Consider the following 21,241-nt stretch of genomic DNA (forward strand, 5'->3'; position numbering starts at 1 on the left):
GTGGGCGCCGTTGACGCTCCATGGCCGCGCGATTCCCTGCGGGGAATCGCCAAGCCGCAGGCCGGGCCAGCACACTGCTGCGCATGAGCAACGAAGTCGATGTGAAAGAAGTCGATGTGAAGGTGCTGGCCGACCGATATGTCGCCCAGTGGAACGAGCCCGATCCGGCGGCTCGAAGCGCGCTCATCCGCGAGCTGTGGGCGCACGACGGGATCCAGGTCCTGATCGACCCGCCCCAGGAGATCCGCGAAGCCGCCGAGCGGCTCGCGTTTCCCGCGCCGCCCCTGGAGGTCCGCGGCCTTGACGCCTTGGATGCCCGGGTGACCCGTGCCTACGAGATGTTCGTCGCGCCGGGCGAGTACGTCTTCCAGGCTCACGGGGACGCCTTCCTCCTGCTGCCCAACGTGGTCGGGGTCCGGTGGTCGATGGTGTCGGCCCGGGATGCCGAGGCCGTCGGCGGCGGCCTGGACGTCCTGGCCTTGGACGGCGACGGCAGGATCCGTACCGACCACCAGTTCATCGAGGCGAGTTGATGGGGGAGAGCGTGCGTTTCACCAGGATCGCCCGCACCGACGACGGCGGGTCGGCGTTCGAGGACGGCGAGATCGTGCTCGCCGGCCAGCAGGTCGCCGACGGAGTGCCGGCCATGGCGGTGGGTGGTGTGCCGTCAACGGGCGGTGTGCTGTTCCTGCGTAGCGCGGAGTTCGACAGCGCCCCGCACACGGCGCCGCGGGAGCAGTGGGTGGTGATGCTGCGCGGGATGATCGAGGTAGCGGTCACCGACGGCACCCGCCGCCGTTTCGGCCCCGGCGACCTGGTGCTCGCCGCCGACACGACGGGCACGGGCCACGTCACGGTCGGCGTTGGCGACCCGCCGTTCGAGGCGCTGTTCATCCCGGTCAAGCCTTGATCGCGGTGCCCTGGGCGGAGGTGAGGCGCCAGGAGCCGGGGGAGTCGGCGACGTACACGTGGGTGTAGCGGCTCCCGGCACTGAACGTGGTGCCGTCGGGGTTCGTGAAGTTCATCCCGGTACGTCCGACGACGATGCCTACCTTCCCGATGACCCGGACAATCGCCTCGTCCGGGAACGAGTCGATCCGCGGAAACTTGAGGGACCCGGACGCCACCAAGTCGAGAACGATCCCCTTGTCGGCGACCGCCCCGTCCTCGACCCCCACCAGGATGAAGTCGTCCGCCAGCAGCTCCCTCAGGCGGTCGAGGTCGTTGGCCACCAAGGCGTCGAAGAAGCTCTGGTCGTGCTTGAGGAGCGTGGCGCGGTCCGTGCTCATGTGCGTCCGTTCGTCCGGTGGTCGGGGACCGAGAGTAAACGTTGACGCCGGTGACAGGGTCAAACCAGATAATTGGGTATCTCGTGACCAGCGGCGGAGCGGGAGGAGACTGCATCGCCGTGCACACGCCTGCTACTCTATGTGATGTATTGACTACCTTACGTCACTAATGGGAGCTCGTGTGAAAGTCGCCTGCGTCGGCGGCGGACCCGCCAGCCTGTACTTCTCGATTCTGATGAAGCTGGTGGACCCGTCCCATGACATCACCGTCTACGAGCGGAACCCGGCCGGATCGACGTACGGCTGGGGCGTGACCTACTGGGACGAGCTGCTCCAGAGCCTGCACGGTGCCGACCCCGAATCCGCGCGCGCCATCAGGGAGGGCTCGGTTGGCTGGGACAGCTGGGTCGCCCACGTCGGCGACCGCGCGACGGTGACGGTGGAGAACGGGGACGAGGGTTTCGGCATCGGCCGGCGCGAGCTGCTCGGCATCCTCACCGAGCGGGCCCGCTCCCTCGGCGCGCGCATCGAGTTCGAGTGCGAGATCGCCGACGAGGACGAGCTGGCTGACGCCGACCTCGTCGTCGCCGGCGACGGTGTCAACAGTGTGCTGCGCGAGCGCCACGCCGACCACTTCGGCGCCGAGATCGCGGTCGGGCGGAACGTCTATACCTGGCTCGGCACCACCAAGCTCTTCGACCACTTCACCTTCGCCTTCGTGGAGACCGCGCACGGCTGGATCTGGTGTTACGGCTACGGATACGGCAAGCAGCACAGCACCTGTGTCGTCGAGTGCTCCCCCGAGACCTGGAGGGGGCTCGGGCTCCACGAGGCGAACGAGGCCGACGGCCTGGCCCTCCTGGAGAAGCTCTTCGTCGACATGCTGGATGGGCACCCGCTGATCGGCCGGGCGCACCCTGACGGCAGCGCGCACTGGCTGAACTTCCGCACCCTGACCAACCGGAAGTGGTACCACGACAACATCGTCCTGCTAGGGGACGCCGCGCACACCACGCACTACTCCATCGGCACGGGCACCGCCCTCGCGCTGGGGGACGCCGCCTTCCTGGTCGGCGCGCTGCACGGGGGCACGCCCCTCCAGCCCGCCCTCGCCCGCTACGAGCGGCAACGCAAGGCCGCGATCCGCTCCACCCAGAGGGCGGCCCGCTACAGCGCCCGGTGGTACGAGAACCTCCCGCGCTACATCGGCCTGCCACCGGCGCAGATGGTCGCGCTGCTCGGCCAGCGGCATTCCCGGTTGCTCCCGCACCTCCCGCCGCGGCTGTACTACCGGATCGACCAAGCGGCCGTACGGCTCTCGTCGGTGCGCTCGAAGGGCGCATGAAGCGGATGACCTGATCGCGGCCGGGGTTGCGTTCTGTACCTACTAGTATGTACGGTCAGCGGTGTGGATACCAGGGAACGGCTGATCGAGAGCACCCGCGCGCTGCTGTGGGAGTACGGATACGTGGGCACGTCGCCCAAGGCGATCCAGCAGCGAGCCGGGGCGGGCCAGGGCAGCATGTACCACCACTTCCGCGGCAAGCCCGACCTGGCGCTGGCCGCGATCACCCGCAGTGCCGAGGAGCTGCGCGATCGCGCGGAGGCGGAGTTCGCCGGCCCCGGAGCTCCGGTCCAGCGGATCACCGCTTACCTGCGCCGGGAGCGGGAGGCTCTCCGCGGCTGCCCGGTCGGCCGTCTGACCCAGGATCGGGACGTGATGGCCGATCCCACGTTGCGCCGTCCGGTCGAGGAGACCTTCGCCTGGCTGCGCACCCGGCTCGCCGGGGTTCTCGCCGAAGCACGGGTGGACGGCGAGCTCGACACCGCGCTCGACCCGGCGGCCACCGCCACCGCGCTCGTCGCGGTGCTGCAGGGCGGATACGTGCTGGCCCGCGCCGCCGGCGACGCGGAGGTCTACGCGCAGGCCGTTGACGGCGCTCTTGGCCTGCTCACCGGACACGTCCACTGAGCTGACAGGTCTTCTTCTCCTCCTCCTCCTCCGATTGAAAGGATGAAACGATGCCCTTTGTACGCATTGACGCGCTCCGTGCAGACGAGAAGCGGTTGGAGGCCCTGGGCCGGGCCGTGCACGATGCCCTGGTCGACGCCATCGGCATCCCGAAGGACGACCTGTTCCAGGTGCTCACCAGCCACGACGGCACACAGCGCGTGTTCCGCTACGACGGCCACTACCTCGGCGTACACCGGGACGACGACCTCGTGTTCGTCGCCATCACCATGCGCTCCGGACGCACCGCGGCTCAGAAGCAGGCTCTCTACCGCAGGATCGCCGAGCTCGCCGAGGAGTACGCGGGCACCGAGCCGCGGAACGTGTTCGTCACGATCACCGAGAACGAGCCGCTCGACTGGTCATTCGGCAACGGTGTGGCGCAGTACGCGGAGACCGGCTGACGATCCAGCCGCACCCGGCATGAACCTGGCGGCCTCGCTCACCGACTGTGCTTGGTGACGGGCGACAGGAGACCGAGATGACCGACGACGTGACCCAGGAGATCTGGCTGTCCGTGATCCGCGGGCTGCCCCGGCTGAAGGACCCCGGCCGGTTCACCCCACGGCTTCGATCGAGGCGCCCACTGAGGCCGGGAACGGAAGCTTCAACCAGATCGAGCTGCCGTCATCGCTGGGCCGACTTGGTGATGAGCTCGTCGGTGACCCACCGTGCGACGTTGGCGGGGTAGGGCGCCGGCAGTCCGAGGACGATGTGCCGGAAGCCGGCCTCGATCGCTTCGCCGATCGCGTCCCGGGTGATGCCGGGCTGGTCGTAGGAGACCGGCAGGTGGATCGAGCGGACGATCGAGGCGGGGTCCCGGCCGATCTCCGTGCAGTAGCGATCCAGCAGCGCGCTGCGGCGGACAACGTCGTCGATGTCGCCGCCGGGGATGTTCCAGAGGTCGGCGTGCTCGGCGACCACGCGCAGGGTCGCGGCCGAACGCCCGCCGATGATGATCGGCGGATGGGGGCGCTGGACGGGTTTGGGGCTGCAGAACGCTCCGGCGAGCTGGACGTAGGTGCCGTGGAAGTCGAACGGTTCGGTCTCGGTCCACAGCCGCCGGATCACGGTGCATGATTCGGCGAGACTTCCCACGGCGTGGGCGGTGTCGTGGAAGGGCAGGCCGTGTGCTTCGTACTCGCGCCGGGCCAGAGGGTGGTCGGGTCGTGAGCCGACACCGATACCGAAGTCGAGCCGTCCGCCGGAGACGATGTCGACGGTCGCGGCGATCTTGGCCAGCATCGCGGGCGGTCGGAAGCGGTTGCTGGTCACGAGCACGCCGAGACGCAGTCGTCGGGTCTGTGGGGCGAGGGCCGAGAGCAGCGTCCAGCCTTCGTGGGTCGGTCCGTCCGGGTCCCCGAAGATCGGCATGAGGTGATCGAACAGCCACGCGTGCTCGATCTCCGGGATCGTGTCGGCCTCGCGCCAGACCCGCAGGATGTCCTGGTAGTCGACCTGTGATGGGGCGGTCATGATCCCGAAGCGAGGCCGGGGTGTTTGCGGCATGGGATTATTCGTCCTTTTACGCGGGATGGGCTGATCAAGGCGTGGCTTGGCCGTGTGCCCCTGCTCTGGCATCATGGGCCAAGAGGAACCTTGTTCCGATTACGATAAGGAACGTTGTTCCGTTTGGCAAGCTCGGTAGTGGAGGGAACGGCGCGGTGAACGACGGCGACGGGGGCGCAGTGCCTGCAGCCCCGCGCAAGCGGGCCGACGCCCGGCGCAACGAGAGGACGCTGCTCGACGCCGCCGCGGCGGTCTTCGTGACCTCAGGCGTCGAAGCGCCGGTGCGTGACATCGCGGCCAGGGCGGGGGTCGGGCTGGCCACGATCTACCGCCACTTCCCGACGCGAGCGGATCTCATCATCGCCGTCTACCGGCACCAGGTCGAGGCCTGCGCCGAGGCCGGTCCGGCCCTGCTGGCGAGCGGCGCGACTCCGCACGCCGCACTGGGACGATGGATCAACCTCTTCGTCGACTTCCTGGTCACCAAGCACGGGCTCGCCGCCGTGCTGCAGTCCGACAGCGCCGGCTTCGACACGCTGCACGCCTACTTCCTCGACCGGCTCGTGCCCGTGTGCGCCCAACTGCTCGACGCCGCGGCCGTCGCCGGCGAGATCCGCTCGGACATCGATGCCTACGAGCTCATGCGCGGCGTCGGGAACCTCTGCATCGGCGCGGACAGCGATCCCCGCTACGACGCGCGTCGGCTGGTCGAACTCCTCATCGCGGGCCTGCGCCTGCCGCACTAGCCGCCGCGCGTATCGGGAACGCGGGCGCCCATTCGGAACGATGTTCCGAATGTTCGGCAGGTTCAGCGTCCTGATGCGCGTAGCGAGGTAGAACGGCGGCCCACTTGACGTCGTAGTAAGTCATTTGGGCTTGCGATGACGCCACTATGGCGTCATAGTTGTGTCATGGATTCTGTGCCGCACGTCGAGCACCTCCACCGCGTCGCGCGCTCGCCCGCCGGACACGCGGCGGTAGAAGTGAGCGGTCAGCCAATGGCCCACCCCCTGGCACGGCTCCACGACGTCGATCGTGACCCGATCGTCGCGCGCGTCCAGCGGGCCTTCGCCGACGGACGCCTCGGCTTCGCCGAGATGGAAGAGCGGCTCGAAACGGCGCTTACCGCCGTGACCCAGGCCGATCTGGCGCGGGCGGTCGCCGACCTGCCCGAGCCCCCTGACGAGGTGGTCCGGCTGAAGAGCACCAACGGGCGCGTCAGACGGACGGGCGACTGGCAGGTCCCGCGCGTGCTGCGGGTCGAGTCCGAGTACGGCGGCGTGCTCCTCGACCTGTCGCGGGCCTTCATCGCGCATTCCGAGATCGAGATCGACCTCCAGCTCGCGTACGGCTCCGCCACGATCGTCCTGCCTCCCGGCGCGACGGCGAACGTCGACGGGGTGCGGACCGAATGGGGCAGCGTGATCTGCAAGACGGCGGGTCGGCCGCGTCCAGGGACACTGCACGTCCAGGTCACCGGGAAGCTCGGCTACGGCCGGGTGAGAGTCCGCCCCGCACGCCGCCTGGCCAGGAAGGCGATCGCCACCGGATCTTGAGCCCACGCACCCGGAGCATCGCTTCGACGTACTAACGGTCTGTCGTCCGGCTGGCGGAGAAGAGCTGCCGCCAGTGTTCGGCTGCCTGGATCATGTCCCGGCCGACGTGCTCGAAGAACTGGCCCGCGTCGTGTAGCCGGGTGCCGGCGGGTGTGGTGGCGCCGAGGACCTCGGCTCCTTTGCGGGCGAACTCGGCGAGCGCGGCGTTCTGCCGGGCACTGGCCAGCCAGGCTCGGAACCAGACGTCGGCGTCGATGATGTAGCGGTCGCGCCGCCGGCGCGGGTCGCGTTCGCGCCGGATCAGCTCCTGCTGTTCGAGTTCGCCGATGGCCTTGGAGATGGACGCCGGGCTGACCTGGAGGCGCTGGACGAGTTCGGCGGCGGTGAGGCTGCCGCTGTCGGTGGTGTACAGGCAGGTGAGCACCCGGGCGGTCATGCGTGGCAGCCCTGTCTGGATCATCAGTACGGTGAACTGTTCCTCCAGCTCGTGGACCGCTTCCGGGTCTCGCCCGTCTGCCTCGCCGGCGACCCGTGGCCCCGGGGCCGGGGTTTGCCTGCGCCGGCGGGCACGGCTTTCCGTCGCCTGGTGTGCCCGGTCGGGCTGGTAGCCGCCGGCGCCACCATTGCGGGTCACCTCCCGGGTGACGGTCGAGGTCGGCCGTTCCAGGCGCTTGGCGATCTCGGTGTAGGTGAGTCCTTCGGCCAACCCCTCGGCGATGTGGCGGCGGTCCTGATAGGTGAGCCTGCCTCCCGGCATCGGTGGTCGCCTCCTGTTGCTGTGTCATCCCCAGTGCGTTCGACAGTATTGCGTTCGCGGGCACTTCATTGCAACATCTGTCCATCGGATGTTGCATTCGGCTTCATGTTCATTGCAACAAGCGATGCATTTACCTGCATAAATAGAAGTAGTGTCGTAATCTGCGTTGACAGTTTTGTGAAGGCAAAGTAGCTTTTGTCGTGCGCTGAACACGTACTATCGCAAAGGAATCGACATGACCAGATCCCTCCCTGCCGCGGCAAGGCTGCTCATCGCCGCGGTGACGGTGGCGGGGGCCACCATGGCGGCCCCCGCGGCATTCGCGTCCGGCCATGCCGGGGTCCAGCGGGCGCTCGACGACGCCGTGGCCAAGGGCGGTGCTCCCGGCATCGTCGCCGAGGTCCGCGACGGCCACCGGAAGTGGTTCGGCTCGGCGGGCGCGGCCGACACCAAGACCGGCCGCAAGCGCCAGCAGCAGGAGCGGTTCCGGATCGGCAGCGCCACCAAGGCGTTCACGGCCGCCGTGGTCCTGCAACTGGCGGCCGAACGCAAGCTGAGCCTGGACGACACGGTGGACAAGTGGCTGCCCGGCCTGGTCGAGGGCAACGGCTACGACGGCAGCAAGATCACCATTCGGCGGCTGCTCAACCACACCAGCGGGATCTTCAACTACGGCAACGACAAGGACTTCTTCGCCAAGGGCGTGGGCGCCGCGTGGTTCAAGCACCGCTACGACACGTACACCCCCGAGGAGCTGGTGCGGATCGGCCTGGCCAACCCGCCCTACTTCCAGCCGGGCGGGGGCTTCGGCTACTCCAACACCAACTACTTCCTGGCCGCCATGATCGTCGAACGGGCGACCGGCAGGACGTACGCCGAAGAGCTTTCGCGACTGATCTTCCGCCCGCTGGGGTTGACCGGGACGTACCTGCCGGGTGGCGAGGCGAAGATCCGCGGGGTGCATCCCGTGCACTACTCCACGCTGTTCTCCCAGGACGCCGACCCCAAGATCTACGACGCGACCGAGATGGACCAGTCCTTCGCCTGGTCGGCCGGCGGCATCGTCTCGACTACCGGGGATCTCGGCCGGTTCTTCGGCGCGCTGCTGGGCGGACGCCTGCTGCCGACCGCGCAGCAGCGGGAGATGTTCACCATGGTCACGACCCAGAACTGGATCCCCGGCACCACATACGGCCTCGGCGTCTTCGCTCAGAAGCTGCCGTGCGGCGTCACGGTCTGGGGCAACGCCGGCGCCACCTACGGGTCGTGGGCGTACGCCATGGGCACCCGCGACGGCAAGCACATGGTCGTCAGCCAGGTCAACGGCGACTGGAGCGGCCTCGGCGTCTTCAGTGACGTACTCGCGGCGGAGTTCTGCCCGGCCGAGTCCTGACAAGCCGCCTGCTCTGCGCCATGACGCCAATGTGACATCATCGATGGCGCGATAACTTGTCATGGCGTCGAAATAGCGTCAGAATGGCGTCATGGAACTTCATCCCGCGTTCGACACCCCTGAGCCGATCTCGGTCAGGATCGACCTGCCCGGCGGCGACGTGCGGATCATCGCGAGCGACCGCACGGAAACGGTGGTCCAGGTGCGGCACGACGATGACGACGAGGAGGCCGCGATCCAGGTCGGGTACGAGCGCGGCAACCTGGTCGTCACGAGCGCGAGCCTTCAGGGCTTGGAGCCGCCCTGCCCCCGCGGTGACAACCTGATCGTCGAGGTCGTGAAACAGCTGAGCCGGGGCCTGCTGGTCGGCGGCTGCGAATCGGTGCAGGTGACGATCGAGCTGCCGTCGGGTTCGCACGTGCACGGCCAGACGATGGGGGGCGGCTTCCACTGCTCGGGCAGGCTCGGCGAGTGCCGGCTCCGTACCGACTACGGCGACATCCGGCTCGACCAGGCCGGCCCGGTGGACTTGACCAGCGACAGCGGCGAGATCGCCGTGGAACGCGTTACCGGCCACGCCGAGATCACCAGCGCGTCGGGCGAGATCACGGTCCACGAGATCGACGGCACCGCGTCGATCAGGAACGACGATGGCGAGAGCCACATCCGCGACATCACCGGCGACCTCCGGCTGATCAGCGACAGCGGCGACCTGACCGTCGACCGCGCCCACGGCGCGGTCGAGGCCAAGTCCGTGCACGGCAGCGTGCGGATCGGCGAGGTCACCCGCGGTTCGGTCGTGCTGGCCAGCCAGTCCGGCGACATCGAGGTCGGCATCAAGCGGGGCACCGCCGCGTGGCTCGACGTGAGTACGGCCAACGGCAGCTTGCGCAACTCCCTCGATCCGCACGACAACGCGGAGGGGTCCGACGAGGTCGTCGAAGTACGCGCCCGCAGCCAGGACGGCGACATCGTGATCAGACGCGCCTGACCCCAGGTCACTCGTCGTAGAAGATGATGACCCGGGGCACGTGCTCCAGATCTTCGACCAGCCGGCCCGGCCCCCGGCGTCCGGTCGCCACGGTACGGCCGGTCCGCGGGTCGACGACGCGGTAGCCGATCGGCACCCCCTCCTCGCGCGCCAGGCGCAGGAGGCCGCCGTTCTCCAGGTAGACCACATGCAGGCGGCCCGGCACGCGCAGCCCCCTGGGGCTGAGGAACGTCTCCCAGTCCGGCTCCATGTCGGTGGTTGGCAGGCCGTCGAGGATCTTGGACAGCAGCCCGACGTAGGTGGAGCCCTCGAAGCCGAGGGAGTCGCACCATCCGCCGGAGGAGGCCACGAAGTAGGGCGAGTGTCCGGGCTCGTCGGCGTGCAGCTTCCATTGCCAGATGTTCGCCGCGCCGTAGACGACGCCCATGGTGCCGCCGGCGCACAGGTTGCTCCACGCTTCGTGCCCCTGCCACCAGCCCGCGGCGTTGTCGTCGGTGCGGGTGCGCTCGTACGTGGGCTCGCCGTTGGCGACGGCCTTGACCGGGGTGTTGCGCCACGCGTCGGCGACCCGCTCCGGGACGTGCTCGCCGCCGTGGCCGGTCTGGCACCACTGGAAGTCCAGCCACTCGGCGTCCTGCCAGGCGCGGTTGTCGCTGTACGGGCGGTAGTGGATCCCGGTCGGCTGCGCGTAGCAGTCCCACTCGTGGACCTCGGCGCCGCCGGCCGGGATCTGCGGTTCGCGGCCGGAGCCGTCGGCGCCGACCAGGTAGATCACCGGTCGGGCCCCGTAGCGGGCGACGAGGTAGCGGCAGTAGCGGGCGTACTCCTCCGGGGGTACGACGGTGCCGGCCACGCCGAGTCCCTTCCAGCCGAACCCCTGGAAGACCGGCTGCAGCACGGGCACGATCTCGTGCTCGGCGAGGATGTCGAGCAGCCGGTCCAGATACTGGAAGTAGGCGGGGTTGAGCTCGTTGAGGTGGCCGGTGGGCAGGTCCTCGAAGCCGACGTCGAAGCCCTCGTCGGCCTGCCGGTCGCGCGGGCCGGTGGCGCGCATGTCGGGCTGGACGGACATGAGCAGCACCGCGTTGAAGCCCTTGGCGTGGCGGTCGGCGGCATAGACGCGGACCTGCTCCTCGGTCGCCCGCCAGGGCAGCGCCCAGGCGGTGTCGGCCACGAGGATGGCCGGGGTACCGTCGCGGTGGACGAGGCTGCGCCCGCCCGGTGACATGGTCCAGAAGCCGTGCCGCAGGAATCGGTGTCCACCTGGCCCCGCGTCCGTGACCTGGCCCGCGTCTGCGACCTGGCCCGCACCTGAGACCTGGCCCGTATCCACGATCTCGCTCGTGACGTCGATCACGCCGTTGATGCCGCGCAACCCCGGGTCGTCAATCGAGGCGTGGGTGGTCCAGCGCCACCTGCCATGTGCCAGGGGAGAGCTGAACCGGATCCGCCAGGTACGGCCACCGTCATAGAACGCCGGCCTGCGCAGGACACGCCCGTCGTCGTGGGTGAAGTCGGCCCAGACGTCCACCGTGGCGTAGGCGTCGGGGATGTCGGAGGAGGCGGTGAGCGTGATCTCGGCCTCGCGCCAGGCGCCGCGAATGTGGATGAAGTCTCCCATCAGCGGACGACCCTCTGCGGTCTGTGCGATGAGGTATAAGACATCCTCATATGGTGCGGGAATGGCCGGGCGTCCCTCCATCCGGGGTCCGGTGGGTGGACCGTGCCGATCGGGGGAGAACATGGACAGTCGTGGTGCGGACGATGTCACGGCCTTGCCCGAGACGATGCTCGACGTGCTGGAACGCCGCGCGACCGTCGCGCCGGAGGCGGAGCTCGTCCGGTTCGAGGACGGCGTGTCGCTGCGGGTGGGGGAGTGCCACGAGCGGGCGATTGCCGTGGCGCGAGGATTGGCGGGCCTGGTGTCGCCCGGAGACCGGGTCCTCACGTGCCTGCGTCCCGGCCCGCGACTCATCGAGGTGCTCTTCGCCCTGGCCAGACTCGGCGCCGTGGAAGTACCCCTGGCCCTGGACACACGCCTTACCGCCGCCGAGCAACTCACCGCCGCCACCGGAGCACGGGTCCTCATCACCGGCACCGACGCCATACACGACAACCCCGACCTGCTCACCCTGGCCACGCGGATGGACCACGTCGTGCTCGCCACCGAGCGGGAAAAGACCGAGGTCCCCGGTTCGGTTGATCTGGACGACCTGGTCGCCTCACCCGGCCGGCTCCCATCGTGGCGGCCGGGGCCGGCGGATCCGGCCGTCGTCATGGCGACCTCCGGCACCACCGGCCGGGCCAAGGCGGCGCTGCTGCCGCACTTCGCGGGCGTCCGGCATGCTCGCCGGGTGGTGCGCACCATGGACTACGGGCCGCACGACGTGCTGTACAACGTCTTCCCCTGGAACCACATCAACGTCAGACACGCCGGCCTGCTGCCCGCACTGATCACCGGCGCCACCCTCGTGGCCCACCCCCGCTTCTCCGCCTCCCGCTTCTGGGACACCTGCCGGCGCGAACGCATCACCGCCTTCAACTTCATGGGCGCCATCGCCGCCATCCTCGAACGCACCTCCGCCACCGACACCGACCACCAAGTACGCCGCGCCTACGGAGGACCGGCACCCGAAGCCCTATCGAGGCGCTTCCTGGACCGGTTCGGCGTCCTCCTGCTGGAGGCCTACGCCTGCACCGAACTCGGCGACGTGGCCGCCAGCACACCCACCACCCGCCGACCCGGCTCAGCCGGACGACCCGTCCCGGAATACGAAGTAGTGATCACAGACGACCACGGCCACCCCCTGCCAGCAGGACAGATCGGACAGATCACCGCCAGACCCCGAGCACAATCGATCACCTTCACCAGCTACGCCGGCGACGACGCCGCCACCGGAAAGGTCCTGCGGGACGGATGGTTCACCACCGGAGACCGCGGCCGACTCGACGACGACGGCTACCTCTACTTCGCCGGCCGCCGCACCGACGTCATCAGACGACGCGGCGAGAACATCCCCACCTGGGACGTGGAGCAAGCGGTCGCCGCCATGCCCGGCGTCCTAGACGCGGCCGCAGTGGGCGTGCCCTCAGAACTGACCGAAGAAGAAGTACTGGTAGCGGTAAGCGCGGCACCCGGAACCACCCTCACCGCACCACAGGTACACGCCTGGTGCCTCGACCGACTCCCACGCCACGCCGTCCCCCGATACATCCGCATACTCAACGACCTGCCACGAAACACCTCTACAAAAGTGGTCAAGGGCGAGCTACGCGGCCAAGGAGTGCCGCCGGACGCATGGGACGCCACCGCATCGATCAGCTGACCACGCGGACCGCTGGACAGACCGGGAGGGTCGCGCCCCGGCGATCCCGCGCTCTACGTTCGAGCCTTCTGCACATGGGAGGAGACCGGCATGCCGGACAGGTTGCGGATTCTCGACCTCACCGATGAGCTGGCCTTCCACGGGGCCCGGCTGCTGGTGGGTCTCGGGGCGGATGTCGTACGCGTCGAACGCTCGCCCGCTCCGGCACTGTCGCGCGCGGAGACGCTGCACTGGCATGCGGGAAAGCGGGTCGTGGGCGTCCCGAAGAGCCCCGCCGCGCTCGACCGGCTCGTGGAGCAGGCGGATGTGGTCATCGAGAGCGGCCCCCTCGACCAGCTCCTCGGCGTGCGCGCAGGAGCCGACCCGGCATCCAGCACGAAAGCCGGCACAGGAGATGGCACAAGAGACGGCGGGGTGTCGTCGCGCTGGCCAGGGGCCATCCACGTCGTGGTCACCCCGTTCGGCACGACCGGCCCCCGGCGCACATGGCGAGCCGACGACCTCGTGGCCGCGGCCGCCGGTGGCATGGCCTGGCTGGGCGGGCAGCCCGGTCAGCCGCCCAAGCCGCCGCCCCGCGAGCAGGCCACCCAGCTCGCGGGGGCGCACGCGGCCATCGCGGCGCTGCTCGGCGTCATCGCCCGCGACCGCACCGGGCACGGGCAGCTCATCGACGTCTCCGTACAGGAGGCGGTGGCCGCCACGCTGGAGACGGCCGCCATCTCCTGGATCCACGCCGGCCGGTACCCGTCCCGCAATGGCGGGGTGTACGAGCACGTGGCGCACCGCGTCTTCCGTACCGCGGACGGCCATGTCGCAGGCGGGTACTCCGGCAGTGACCGCATGTGGACGGATCTGCTCGCCTGGATGGCGGAGTCAGGCGAGGCCGAGGACCTGACGGAGGAGAAGTGGTCCGATCCCGTCTTCCGCTGGCGGGGTCGTGGTCACGTGGACGAGATCGTGGCCAGGTTCGTCGCGAAACGCTCCGCCGCGTTCATCGCCGCGGAAGGACGCGCCCGGGCGCTGCCATGGGCGGAGGTCGCCACGGCCGCCCGCCTGCCCGCCAACCCCCAGCTCACCGAGCGTGCCTTCTTCACGCGCATCCTGGGCGAAGGGCTGCCGCCCGACGGCGTCACGGACGTGGGCTTCCCCTTCGCCGCCCCGGACCTTCCACGTCCGGTACGCCTCAGCGAGCCCCTTCCCGCTGATGCCGAGGCGCCCTGGCAGTCCGCCCGCCCCCGAGGCCGCCGGGAGGGGATCGAGGCCGGTGGGCGCTCGCTCGCCGGGATCCGGGTCCTGGACCTGACCTGGGTGCTCGCGGGCCCGTACGCGACCAAGACGCTGGCCGAGCACGGCGCGGACATCATCAAGATCGAATCCCGGCATCGGCAGGACCCCACGCGCTTCGCCCCGTCGATGCGGCTGCGCCCCGAAGCGGGTTTCGACGACAGCGGCTACTTCATCAACTTCAACCGCGAAAAGCGCGGCGTCGCGCTCAACCTGCGTACCGAGCCCGGTCGTGAGGTGCTGCGGCGGCTCGTCGCCGAATGCGACGTGGTCATCGAGAACTTCAGTCCCGGCGTGCTCGACAGGTGGGGGCTGTCCTACGACCGGATGGTGGAGCTGAACCCCGGCGTCATCCTGGTGTCGATGGCCGGAGTGGGGCAGAGCGGACCCTGGCGGGACGCGGTGACCTTCGCCGACACGCTCGCGGCCATGTCCGGACTCACCAGCGAGACCGCCGACCCCGGCGAGGAGCCGCAGGGGCTGACCTTCGGGCTGGGCGACATGGTGGCCGCCAACTCGGCCGTCCTGGCCGTCCTGGACATGATCGCGGCCGGTCGCGGGGGACACGTGGACCTCTCCCAGTTGGAGTCGATGGCCGCGTCGATGGGGCCGGCCGTGCTCGAGACGGAGCTCGGCGACCCCCGGACGGATTCCCGTACGGCGGCCCAGCCCAACCGGCACCGGCGGATGGTGCCGCACGGTGTGTACCCGACCAGAGGCGACGATCGCTGGCTCGCACTGGCCGTACGCGGCGACGCGGAATGGCGGCGCCTCACCGAGCACGCTGGACTGCCGGTGCCGGCGTCCGCCGGACTGGAAGAGCGGCGCCGGCGCGAGGACGAGATCGACGACGCCCTGGCGGCCTGGTGCGCGGAACACGACGGCGACTCTCTGACGGCCGAACTGCAAGGGCTGGGCATAGCCGCCGCCGTCGTCGCCACCGGCCGGGACCTGGTGGACGCCGACGAACACCTGGCCGCGCGCGGCTTCTACCCGGTGCTGGAGCACGCGCTCGCGGGTCCGGTCCGGCACGAGGGCATCGTGGTCCGCATGTCCGCCACCCCCGGAGCGCTCACGGCACCGGCCCCCCTGCTGGGCGAGCACACCGACGCGGTGCTGAAGGGCCTGCTCGGCATGGACGACGACGAGCTCTCCCTGCTACACGAGGCCGGGGCTCTGGAATGACACCACTGAAATAACCCCATGGGAGGGCAAATGAACGTGCTGGACGTGCGGCGCGACGGGGGGACGGCGACGATCGTCATCAATCGCCCACCCGCCAACGCCGTCGACCCCGCGATGATCGACGAGTTCCTGGCGCTGCTCCCCGAGCTGGCCAAGGACGTCACGGTCCGCTGCCTGGTCATCCGCGGGACCGGCCGCTTCTTCGTGGCGGGGGCGGACATCGCCGTGATGCGTGACCTCTCGCCGGCCAACCACGTGAAGATGCGCCGCTGGATCGACGTACAGCGGCTGCTCGAACTGGCGCCCAAGCCGGTGATCGCGGCGATGAACGGTCACGCCCTGGGCGGCGGCGCCGAGCTGTCCCTCGCCTGTGACCTGCGCATCCTGACGGCCTCGGCGACGATCGGCTTCCCCGAGATCAACCTGGGCCTGTTCCCGGGAGCGGGTGGCAGCCAGCGATTGCCGCGCCTGCTCGGCCCGCATCGCGCCAAGCGTCTGATGATCGAGGGCGCTCGCCTGTCCGCGGCCGAAGCGCTCGATCTGGGGCTGGTCGACGTGGTGGCGGACGACCAGGACTTCGACCGTGTGGTGGCCGAGCACGCCGAGAGCCTGGCGGCCAAGCCGACCGGGACCATCGGCCTGCTCAAGCAGATCGTGGACGCCGGGTACGGCCTGCCGATCGAAGAGGGGCTGGAAATGGAGCGCCAGGCCGTCATGGAGCTGATCCACACCCACGATGCCGCCGAGGGGCTCCAGGCGTTTCTGGACAAGCGCGAGCCGCGCTTCAGCGGCCGCTGACAACGGCGGAGGTCCGGCGGACGGCCGGACCTCCGCCGTTCTCAGTCGTTGTAGCCGGTGACCAGCGAGGTGTCGGTGTTGAGGTCGCCGACCTTGCGGGCGCCGCCCGGGTTGCCCAGCGGCTCGTCACGTCCGGCCAGCACCTCGGTGAAGAAGGCCTTGGAGTCGTGCAGGAAGAGCGTGCGCGTCTCGTCGCCGCGCGCCGTGCGATCGACGAAGATCGCCTCGACCGGGCACTCCGGTTCGCAGGCCCCGCAGTCGATGCACTCGGCGGTGTTGATGTAGCTCTTGCGGTCGCCGACATAGATGCAGTCGACGGGACATACGTCCACGCACGCGCGATCGTTGACGTCGATGCAGGCGGGGCCGATGACGTAGCTCATGGATCTTCTCCTGTCTGCTGGAGTACGGGGTCAGGCGGTGTCCGTGGAGTGCCCGGGGAACAGGGCCAGTTCGGGGTCCAGTTCGACGGCGGCGTTGTTCACGGCGGTGGCCACCTCGCCGAAGCCCACCGACATCAGGCGGACCTTGCCCTCGTGGTCGGCGAGGTCGCCCGCCGCGTACACGCGGGGCAGGTTGGTGCGCATGCGCCGGTTCACCAGGACGGACCTGCCGCGCAGCTCCAGGCCCCAGTCCGCGAGCGGGCCGAGGTCGCTGATGAACCCGAGGGCCGCGATGACGGACTCCGCGGGCAGCGCCCGGTCCTCTTCGCCGCGCGTACGAAGGTGCGCCTTCTCGACCCGCTCGCCACCGGACAGGGCGACCACCTGGCTGTCGACGACGATGCTGACCCCGGCCACCCGGGCGGCCTCGACGCCGGCGGCGTGCGCGCGGAACGCGGCCCGGCGATGCACCAGGGTGACCGACCTGGCCAGCGGCGCCAGCGCCAGCGACCAGTCGACCGCGCTGTCCCCGCCACCCACGACGACGACGTCGCGGCCGGTGTGTTCGGACAGGTCCGGCACGAAGTACGAAAGCCCCCGGCCGAGCCATTCCTCGCTGGCCGGCAGCGGGCGCGGGGTGAACGTCCCGATGCCCGAGGTGAGGATGACGGCCTGTGCCTGGACGGCCGTGCCGTCGGACAGCAGCACGACGGGCCGCTCGTCCTGGTCGCGGCGCAGCTCGACGGCCTGCCTGCCCAGCAGGTAGACCGGGCTGTAGGCCGCCGCCTGGGCCGAGAGCGCGGCCACCAGCGAACGTCCGGGCAGCCCGGGGACGCCGGCCACGTCCCGTACTTCCTTCTCCGGGTACAGCGCCGAAATCTGCCCGCCGACCTGTGGCAGCGCGTCCACGACCACGGACCGCAAGCCGCGGAAGCCCGCGCAGTAGGCGCCGTAGAGGCCGGTCGGCCCCGCTCCGATGATCACGATGTCGGTCTCGATCACGCTGGTTCCACCTAGGTCTCCCGGTAGTCGCCTGTCAGGCCACGGAAGCTACACACCCCGGCAGCGGGAACCCGCAGGTCGCGGACCGCTGACCGGAACGCGGCTCGCTCAGCGGGACACGGTCCGCTGGGCGGGATGATCCGCTGGGCGCTCGGCCGGGCCGGTGGTGAACTGCGTGTCGTGGTCGGCGGCCGCATCGGGGCGCCGCGAGCACAGCCATGGGAAGCGGAGGCGAGAATGAGTGCAGAGGCGGATGCGCCGACTGCGGCCGGAGGCGCTGCCAGGCGCCGGCCGTCACGGCGCGGCAAGCTGCCGGGCCGCCAGGACTGGTCGAGCTGGCCCCACTACCAGGGCGCGGCCAGCGGGTTCCGCGGCTACTGGTATCCGGTGGCGTTCTCCTCGCACATCACCGGCAAGCCCAAGGCGATCACCCTGCTCGGCGAGCGGATCGTCGTCATCCGCGACGGCGGCAAGGCGTACGCGCTCAAAGACCGCTGCCCGCACCGGGGTGTGCCGCTGAGCTACGGCAACCAGCAGTTCCCCGGCACGATTTCGTGCGCGTACCACGGCTGGACGTTCGACCTGGAGACCGGCGATCTCAAGGCGGCCATCACCGACGGCCCGCGGTCACCGATCTGCGGAAAGGTGACCCAGCCCACCTACGACGTCGAGGAACGCCTCGGCATGGTGTGGATCTTCGTGGGAGACGGCGAGGACGCGCCGCCCATCGACGACCAGCTCCCCGAGGAGCTGCGCGACAACCCGGCCGTGATCGGCGCGCGCATTCAGCCGCGCGAGGGGAACTGGCGCTTCGCCTGCGAGAACGGCTATGACGAGGGCCACGCCAAGTACCTGCACCGCACGGCGCTGTGGCGGCTGTTCAAGGCCATGCCGGTGTGGAACGAGACCCGGATCGAACGCCGCGGCCGCTGGATCTACCGGGTGCAGGAGGCCCAGCACTGGGATGCCGACTTCCCCGGCCTCGGCCGGTGGAACAACCAGGCGTGGTTCAAGCTCAAGCCGCCGAAGCAGGTCGCCAACATCGGGAACACGGGCAGCCACAGGCAGGTGAACCCGGCCATCGCGGCCGAGGACTTCCCCGGGTTCGCCTCGGTCAGCATGCCGGGCGTCCTGCGCATCGTCTATCCGACCTTCATCCACTACGAGTTCTACGTGCCGGTCGACGCCGGCAACCACCTCTACGTCGGCGTGATGGCCAACTTCGAGAAGGGCATCAGGACGCTGCCCTTCTACGCCAAGTATCTCGGCGCCGTCCGCTGGCTGTTCCACGGCCAGTTCTCCGGCCAGGACAAATGGATGGTCGAGGTGACCGACGCGCCGCCGGAGCGGCTCTACCGCCCCGACGACTCGCTCCTGCAGTGGCGCAAGCTCGCCGAGGACGTCACCGAGGAGCGCATCGAACGGCTGGGACTCCCCTCGAAGCAGGCCGGCTGATGGGCAGGATCGTCCTGGGCGTGGGGGCCTCCCATTCGACGCTGATGAACACGCACTGGGAGCAGGTCGAGCACAAAGACCGTGCCGAACGCTTCCGCGACGCGCTCGGCACGGCCCGCGACGCCCTCGCCGCCGCCCGCCCGGACGTGGCGATCATCATCGGCTCGAACCACTTCCGCGGCTTCTGGCTGGACCTGATTCCCGCCTTCACCCTCGGGGTGGACGAGGTCATCTCCTCGGGAGAGTCGGGAACGCCGTCGGGACCGCAGCGCACCCACCCCGCCGTCGCCCAGGCCGTCGCCGAATCCCTGGTGGCCGCGGGCACCGAGGTGGCGATCTCGGCGAAGCTGCAGATCGACCACGGCCAGAGCCACGCGATCCAGTACCTCCTGCGCGACCTCGACGTTCCCGTGATCCCGCTGGTGGTGAACGTGTTCGCCACGCCGCTGCCCCTCATGCGCCGCTGCGTCGAACTCGGGCGCAACATCGCCGCCGCGGTGGACGCGCTGCCGGACGAGCTGAGGGTGGCCGTCATCGCGTCCGGCGGACTCTCGCACCGGCTCCCGTGGCCGAGCCGCTGGCAGGACCCCGACGGGGAGGACGAGGAGTTCCTGGTGGAGGCCTGGCGCGAAGGCCGGGGCGACTGGCAGCGCTACGACGCGCGCCGGCGGCAGATCATCACCGCCGCGCGGCCCACCATCTTCCCCGAGTTCGACGAGGAGTTCCTCGCCGCGCTGGAGAAGGGCGAGCTGTCGCGCTACGCGAACCTGTCCACCGCGGAGATCGAGGTCCTGGCCGGCAACGGCGGCCAGGAACTGCGGACCTGGCTGACCATGGCGGCGGCCCTGGGCTTCGCCCCCGGGCGGACGCTGGCTTACGCGCCGATGCCGGAATGGCTGACCGGCATGGGGGTCGCCGTCATCGAGCCCGCCCCGTCCGCGGCAGGAAGACCGTCGGCAGGAAGACCGTCGGCATGAGCACGATCGACATGAAGGAGGCCGAGCGCGAGCGGATCGTGACGGAGGCGCTCGCGTCGATCACCGAGGACCGCCTGCGCGAGGCGGCGGTGGGGGTCACCTCCATCGCCAGCCCCACCGGCGGGGAGGCGCCGCTGGCCCGATGGCTGGCCGAGCGGCTCGCCGCCGCGGGCCTGGACGCGCACCAGCAGCGCATCGACGACGGCCAGGCCAACGCGGTCGGCCGGCTGAGAGGCGACGGTACGGGCGCCGACCTCATGCTGTACGCCCCGATCGACACCCTGACCACCGGTGACCCGGACCTGGACGTGCCGTGGATCGGCCCCGTGCTGCGCCCCGACATGCGGGCCGAGGCGCGTTGCGACGGCCCCTTCGTCAGCGGCCTCGGCGCGAGCAACCCCAAGGGCCACGCGGCGTGCGTCCTCGTCGTGGGCGAGGCCCTGGCCGGGGTGCGGGCGCGGCTCGCCGGAGACCTGCTGATCGCCTTCGGGGCGGGCGGCATGCCGACCAACGCCATCGACGGCACCGGCCGGCTCAACACCGGGCACGGCGTCGGCTGCTCCTTCCTGCTCGAACGCGGCTGGCACCCCGACTACGCCGTGATCGCCAAGCCGGGGGACTTCGTCGCGCACGAAGAAGTCGGTCTGTGCTGGTTCGAGATCGTCGTCCCCGGCATCCACACCTACTCCGGCAGCCGGCACCGGCTGCCGTACCAGAACCCGATCGTGACGGCCGCCGAGGTGGTGACGCGGCTGGAACGGTGGCTGGCGGACTACCCCGAGCGGCACCGCACGGCGACGGCCGCGCCTCAGGGGATCATCGGCTCGGTCGCCGGCGGCTGGGAGCGCATGCCGGCCGTCACGTCCGCGGCCTGCCGCATCCGCCTCGACCTGCGGATCGCGCCCGGCACGACGCCGCTGGCGGCCAAGCGCGAGCTAGCGGCGTACCTCCGGCGACTGTCGGCGGAGCTGGGCGTGGACCTGGCGGTCGAGCTGGTGCTGGCCATCCCGGGCACGCGCACGCCACCGGAGGACTGGGTCGTGCGCAGTGCCGTCCGGGCCTGGGAGAGCGTGTCCGGCCGCCGGCACGAGCCCATCGACGGCAACAGCGGCGCCACCGACGCCAACATCCTGCGGGCGCGGGGGATCCCGACCGCCCGGGTGGGCATGCCGAAGGTCGTCTCCACCGAGTTCGACGTCGACTTCGCCCGTGGGATGAACACCGTCGACGTCAGAGCCATGCGCCGCCTGTGCGAGCTGCTCGTACGGGTGGCCGTCGACACCACCACGCGGACCCGCGCCGAGATCGACGAGACCAAGGACTAA

At 70.0% G+C, this 21,241-nt stretch carries 21 protein-coding genes; 15 read left to right on the forward strand and 6 right to left on the reverse strand.

Annotation, left to right across the window (positions count from 1 at the left end):
• The first annotated feature begins 83 nt into the window (after positions 1-83).
• On the forward strand, positions 84-533 hold the full coding sequence (locus KLK06_RS03450; RefSeq protein ID WP_214633768.1) for a hypothetical protein: 450 nt from the start codon (positions 84-86) through the stop codon (positions 531-533).
• A gap of 11 nt (positions 534-544) precedes the next feature.
• Positions 545-910, forward strand: coding sequence for a hypothetical protein (locus tag KLK06_RS03455; RefSeq protein WP_214633769.1), 366 nt, complete (start codon positions 545-547; stop codon positions 908-910).
• Here KLK06_RS03455 and KLK06_RS03460 read toward each other — a convergent pair.
• Positions 900-1,289, reverse strand: coding sequence for a DUF4440 domain-containing protein (locus tag KLK06_RS03460; protein WP_214633770.1), 390 nt, complete (start codon positions 1,287-1,289; stop codon positions 900-902). The genes KLK06_RS03455 and KLK06_RS03460 overlap by 11 nt on opposite strands.
• Before the next feature lie 181 nt (positions 1,290-1,470).
• Here KLK06_RS03460 and KLK06_RS03465 point away from each other — a divergent pair, with 181 nt between their 5' ends.
• The 3 genes from KLK06_RS03465 to KLK06_RS03475 all read left to right on the forward strand — a co-directional run bounded on the left by KLK06_RS03465 (position 1,471) and on the right by KLK06_RS03475 (position 3,704).
• Positions 1,471-2,634, forward strand: coding sequence for an FAD-dependent monooxygenase (locus KLK06_RS03465; protein ID WP_214633771.1), 1,164 nt, complete (start codon positions 1,471-1,473; stop codon positions 2,632-2,634).
• Positions 2,635-2,697: 63 nt separating this feature from the next.
• Entirely contained in the window at positions 2,698-3,261 is a 564-nt protein-coding gene (locus tag KLK06_RS03470; protein WP_214633772.1) for a TetR/AcrR family transcriptional regulator, read from the forward strand.
• A gap of 50 nt (positions 3,262-3,311) precedes the next feature.
• Entirely contained in the window at positions 3,312-3,704 is a 393-nt protein-coding gene (locus KLK06_RS03475) for a tautomerase family protein (RefSeq protein ID WP_214633774.1), read from the forward strand.
• Between the two features lie 223 nt (positions 3,705-3,927).
• Here KLK06_RS03475 and KLK06_RS03480 read toward each other — a convergent pair whose 3' ends face one another.
• Positions 3,928-4,776, reverse strand: a complete 849-nt coding sequence (locus tag KLK06_RS03480) for an LLM class flavin-dependent oxidoreductase (RefSeq protein ID WP_250904768.1) — start codon at positions 4,774-4,776, stop codon at positions 3,928-3,930.
• A gap of 212 nt (positions 4,777-4,988) precedes the next feature.
• On the opposite strand from KLK06_RS03480, the gene KLK06_RS03485 reads away from it, so the two are divergent.
• Positions 4,989-5,555, forward strand: coding sequence for a helix-turn-helix domain-containing protein (locus KLK06_RS03485; RefSeq protein ID WP_308168082.1), 567 nt, complete (start codon positions 4,989-4,991; stop codon positions 5,553-5,555).
• Positions 5,556-5,720: 165 nt separating this feature from the next.
• Positions 5,721-6,365 (forward strand): DUF1707 domain-containing protein, encoded by a 645-nt coding sequence (locus KLK06_RS03490; protein ID WP_250904769.1) that lies wholly within the window; start codon positions 5,721-5,723, stop codon positions 6,363-6,365.
• Between the two features lie 31 nt (positions 6,366-6,396).
• On the opposite strand, the gene KLK06_RS03495 is transcribed toward KLK06_RS03490, so the two are convergent.
• Positions 6,397-7,122, reverse strand: coding sequence for a helix-turn-helix domain-containing protein (locus KLK06_RS03495; RefSeq protein ID WP_214633778.1), 726 nt, complete (start codon positions 7,120-7,122; stop codon positions 6,397-6,399).
• A gap of 235 nt (positions 7,123-7,357) precedes the next feature.
• Here KLK06_RS03495 and KLK06_RS03500 point away from each other — a divergent pair, with 235 nt between their 5' ends.
• Both KLK06_RS03500 and KLK06_RS03505 read left to right on the forward strand, forming a co-directional pair.
• Positions 7,358-8,515, forward strand: coding sequence for a serine hydrolase (locus KLK06_RS03500; RefSeq protein ID WP_214633779.1), 1,158 nt, complete (start codon positions 7,358-7,360; stop codon positions 8,513-8,515).
• Positions 8,516-8,606: 91 nt separating this feature from the next.
• Entirely contained in the window at positions 8,607-9,506 is a 900-nt protein-coding gene (locus tag KLK06_RS03505; protein ID WP_214633780.1) for a DUF4097 family beta strand repeat-containing protein, read from the forward strand.
• 7 nt (positions 9,507-9,513) lie between these two features.
• Here KLK06_RS03505 and KLK06_RS03510 read toward each other — a convergent pair whose 3' ends face one another.
• Positions 9,514-11,127, reverse strand: a complete 1,614-nt coding sequence (locus tag KLK06_RS03510) for a DUF4038 domain-containing protein (RefSeq protein ID WP_214633782.1) — start codon at positions 11,125-11,127, stop codon at positions 9,514-9,516.
• 121 nt (positions 11,128-11,248) lie between these two features.
• Between KLK06_RS03510 and KLK06_RS03515 the strand changes: the two genes are divergently transcribed.
• The 3 genes from KLK06_RS03515 to KLK06_RS03525 all read left to right on the forward strand — a co-directional run bounded on the left by KLK06_RS03515 (position 11,249) and on the right by KLK06_RS03525 (position 16,099).
• Positions 11,249-12,832 (forward strand): AMP-binding protein, encoded by a 1,584-nt coding sequence (locus KLK06_RS03515; RefSeq protein WP_214633783.1) that lies wholly within the window; start codon positions 11,249-11,251, stop codon positions 12,830-12,832.
• 90 nt (positions 12,833-12,922) lie between these two features.
• Positions 12,923-15,301, forward strand: coding sequence for a CoA transferase (locus KLK06_RS03520; RefSeq protein WP_214633784.1), 2,379 nt, complete (start codon positions 12,923-12,925; stop codon positions 15,299-15,301).
• A 30-nt stretch (positions 15,302-15,331) separates the two neighbouring features.
• Positions 15,332-16,099: an enoyl-CoA hydratase/isomerase family protein gene (locus KLK06_RS03525; protein ID WP_214633785.1), complete on the forward strand. Its 768-nt coding sequence runs from the start codon at positions 15,332-15,334 to the stop codon at positions 16,097-16,099.
• Positions 16,100-16,140: 41 nt separating this feature from the next.
• Here the strand turns inward: KLK06_RS03525 and KLK06_RS03530 are convergent, their stop codons facing one another.
• Positions 16,141-16,482: an indolepyruvate ferredoxin oxidoreductase subunit alpha gene (locus KLK06_RS03530; protein WP_214633786.1), complete on the reverse strand. Its 342-nt coding sequence runs from the start codon at positions 16,480-16,482 to the stop codon at positions 16,141-16,143.
• A gap of 30 nt (positions 16,483-16,512) precedes the next feature.
• Positions 16,513-17,484, reverse strand: coding sequence for an NAD(P)/FAD-dependent oxidoreductase (locus KLK06_RS03535; RefSeq protein ID WP_214633787.1), 972 nt, complete (start codon positions 17,482-17,484; stop codon positions 16,513-16,515).
• A gap of 237 nt (positions 17,485-17,721) precedes the next feature.
• On the opposite strand from KLK06_RS03535, the gene KLK06_RS03540 reads away from it, so the two are divergent.
• The 3 genes from KLK06_RS03540 to KLK06_RS03550 are packed head-to-tail and all read left to right on the forward strand — an operon-like array spanning position 17,722 to position 21,241.
• Positions 17,722-18,939, forward strand: coding sequence for a Rieske 2Fe-2S domain-containing protein (locus tag KLK06_RS03540; protein WP_214633788.1), 1,218 nt, complete (start codon positions 17,722-17,724; stop codon positions 18,937-18,939).
• Positions 18,939-19,916, forward strand: a complete 978-nt coding sequence (locus KLK06_RS03545; protein WP_214633789.1) for a hypothetical protein — start codon at positions 18,939-18,941, stop codon at positions 19,914-19,916. Before KLK06_RS03540 ends, KLK06_RS03545 begins: the two co-directional genes overlap by 1 nt.
• Positions 19,913-21,241 (forward strand): M20 family metallopeptidase, encoded by a 1,329-nt coding sequence (locus tag KLK06_RS03550; protein WP_214633790.1) that lies wholly within the window; start codon positions 19,913-19,915, stop codon positions 21,239-21,241. Before KLK06_RS03545 ends, KLK06_RS03550 begins: the two co-directional genes overlap by 4 nt.

It is taken from the genome of Nonomuraea sp. NEAU-A123, assembly GCF_018603905.1.
Lineage (GTDB): Bacteria > Actinomycetota > Actinomycetes > Streptosporangiales > Streptosporangiaceae > Nonomuraea.